The organism is Streptomyces sp. NPDC004031, from assembly GCF_053604375.1.
The window spans coordinates 1-2,584 of record NZ_JBSGHL010000137.1 but is presented as its reverse complement, the minus strand read 5'-3'; the positions used below and the strand labels follow the sequence as shown (position 1 = coordinate 2,584).

The following is a 2,584-nucleotide window of genomic DNA, read 5'->3' as shown; positions in this document are numbered from 1 at the left end:
CGGAGCTGCCGGGTTCGATCTTCACGGACGTGGGCGAGGCGGCCGCGAAGAAGGGCGCCTCACCGGTGCGGAAGGACGGCGGGGCGTCCTTCGCGGCGCTGCCCCAGCGGGTGTTCGGGGTGTCGCCGAGGGTGTAGTCGAGGGTGCCGCCGCGGGTGGTGAAGGAGGCGGGCACCCAGGGCTTGTCGGACGTGCCGCCGTTGACGCGCAGGTGCTGGATGTAGATGTTCTTCGCCGAGGCCCCGGGGGCGTTGACGGTGATGGTGCGGCCGGTGCCGGTGCGGATCACGGCCTTGGGGAAGACCGGCGTGCTCAGCACCAGGTCGGCGCGGCTGGGCACCTGCGGGTAGAGGCCGAGCGCGGAGAAGACGTACCAGGACGACATGGTGCCGGCGTCGTCGTTGCCGGGGATGCCGCCGGGGGTGTTGGTCCACAGCTGGTCGGTCTCGGCGCGGACGGTCTGCTGGGTCTTGTACGGCGCGCCGAAGTAGTCGTAGAGGTAGGGCGCGTTGATGTCGGGTTCGTTGGTCGGGTCGTAGCGGGTGGCGTCCTTCGCGGAGAAGTCGAAGCTGCCGTCGGGGGCGCGGAAGAAGGCGTCGAGCCGCTGGATCGCGGTGTCGTCGCCGCCCATCGCGCGGGCGAGGCCGGCCACGTCGGAGTAGACCATCCAGGTGTACCGGGCGCTGCTGCCCTCGACGAACCCGTTGCCGGTGCTCGGGGTGAAGGTGGCGCCGGCCCAGGAGCCGTCGGAGCCGCGGTCGCGCATGTAGCCGCCCTGCGCGGTGGCGTTGGGGTCGAAGACGTTGGTCCAGTTGCCGCTGCGCTCGGCGAAGGCCTTCTGCGCGGACCTTTCGCCCACGGCGCCCGCGAGTTCGGACAGCCCGAAGTCGGCGGCCGCGTCCTCCAGGGTCTCGGCGGCGCCGCCCCAGCAGTGGCAGTTGTCCGACGGCACGTAGCCGAGCTTCAGGTACTGGTCCAGCGCGGGCCGCTGGCCGACGCACTCGACGTTGCAGCCGGAGCTGTCGGAGTCGTTGGCGGTCGGCACGGTCGCGGCCTTGACCAGCGAGGCGAGGGCGCCCTTGACGTCGAAGTCGTGGCCGCCGAAGGCGTAGATCCCGGCGAGGGCCGCGTCGGAGGGGTCGCCGGACATGACGCTGGTCTTGCCGTTCTCCAGCAGCCAGCGGTCCCACTCACCGCCGCGCTGGCCGGCGTAGTTGAAGAGCGACTGGGCGTAGTCGCTGCCGACCCGCGGCTGGAGGAGCGTCAGCAGCTGCACCTGGGCGCGGTACTGGTCCCAGCCGGAGAAGGTGCCGTACTGGGCCTGCTGGCCTTTGGCGAGCCGGTGGATCGCGCGGTCGCCGCCGAGGTAGCGCCCGTCCACGTCGCTGGTGAGCGTGGGCTCCAGCATCGAGTGGTACAGGGCGGTGTAGAAGGTGCTGAACTGGTCGGGGGTGCCGCCGGAGACCGCGACGCGGCGCAGCGCGGTGTTCCAGTCCCGCTGCGCGGCGTCCCGCACCGAGGCGAAGGAGCGCGACGGCGGGTTCTCCGCACGGAGGTTGGCGGCGGCGCCGTCGGCGCTCACGTAGGAGACGGCGACCTTCACCTGCACGTCGCGGGTGCCGGCGGGGAAGGTGACGTAGGCGCCGGAGCCCTTGCCCGCGGTGGGGTTGCCGCTGCTGTTGTAGCCGGTGCCGCCGGAGGCGGAGGTGGAGCCGGCGGCGAGCGTGCCGTCGGTCCAGGTCCCGGTCTTGGCGAAGGGCTGGTCGAACTGGGCGGTGAAGTGCAGGGTGTACGTGTCGTGCCGGTTGTTGGCGCTCTGCGGCCCGCAGAAGTTGCCGGCGTCGACGGAGCCGGTCACCGTACGGGTGGCCGCGTCGATGCTGACCGTGGCGGCGCTGCTCCCGCTCTCGGAGTTGGAGGTGCGCAGCAGCATGCTCGCGGGCCGGTCGGCCGGGAAGCCGAACTCACCGGTGCCGGTACGGGCGGTGGTGGTCAGCTCCGCGGTCGCGCCGCTGTCGAGGGCGACCTTGTAGTAACCGGCCTGCGCCGTCTCGGCGGTGTGCGAGAAGGTGCTCGCGTAGACCGCGTCGCGGGTGTCGGAACTCGGCGAGGAGGTCACGTCGCCGACGAACGGCATGATCGGGATGTCGCCGTTCGCACCCGAACACCCCACGCCGTTGAGGTGGGTGAGGCTGAAACCGCGGATCCGGGTGGCGTCGTAGCGGTAGCCGCCCGGGGCCGGGGTGGAGAACTGGTTGCCCGTCGAGGTCTGCGGGCTCCAGGCGAGCATGCCGAACGGGACGACGGCGCCGGGATAGGTGTTCCCGGCGTTCGAGCTGCCGATCAGCGGGTTGACGTACGAGGCCGGGTCCGCCGGTGCGGCGCCGGGTGCGGCCGCGGCGGCGGTCTGGGCGCCGAGGCCGAGGCCCAGCAGCGCGGTGACGGCGGTGGCCGCGGTGAGGACCCGGCGCCGCAGACGGGGTTTTCCGCGGGAGGAATCGGAGGAGGAGGATCTGGCTGACACTTTCCTGCCCTTCGGACGTACGGGGGAGGAGAGGCGCCCCGGAGGGTGGTGGGGCGCCCG

General features: G+C 72.2%; 1 protein-coding gene. It reads right to left on the bottom strand.

Annotated elements, in window-relative coordinates; translation table 11 throughout:
• Nucleotides 1–2,524 (bottom strand): GH92 family glycosyl hydrolase (locus ACWERV_RS36615; RefSeq protein WP_452941197.1); only part of this gene is annotated, 2,524 nt, incomplete at its 3' end.
• Nucleotides 2,525–2,584: the final 60 nt, after the last annotated feature.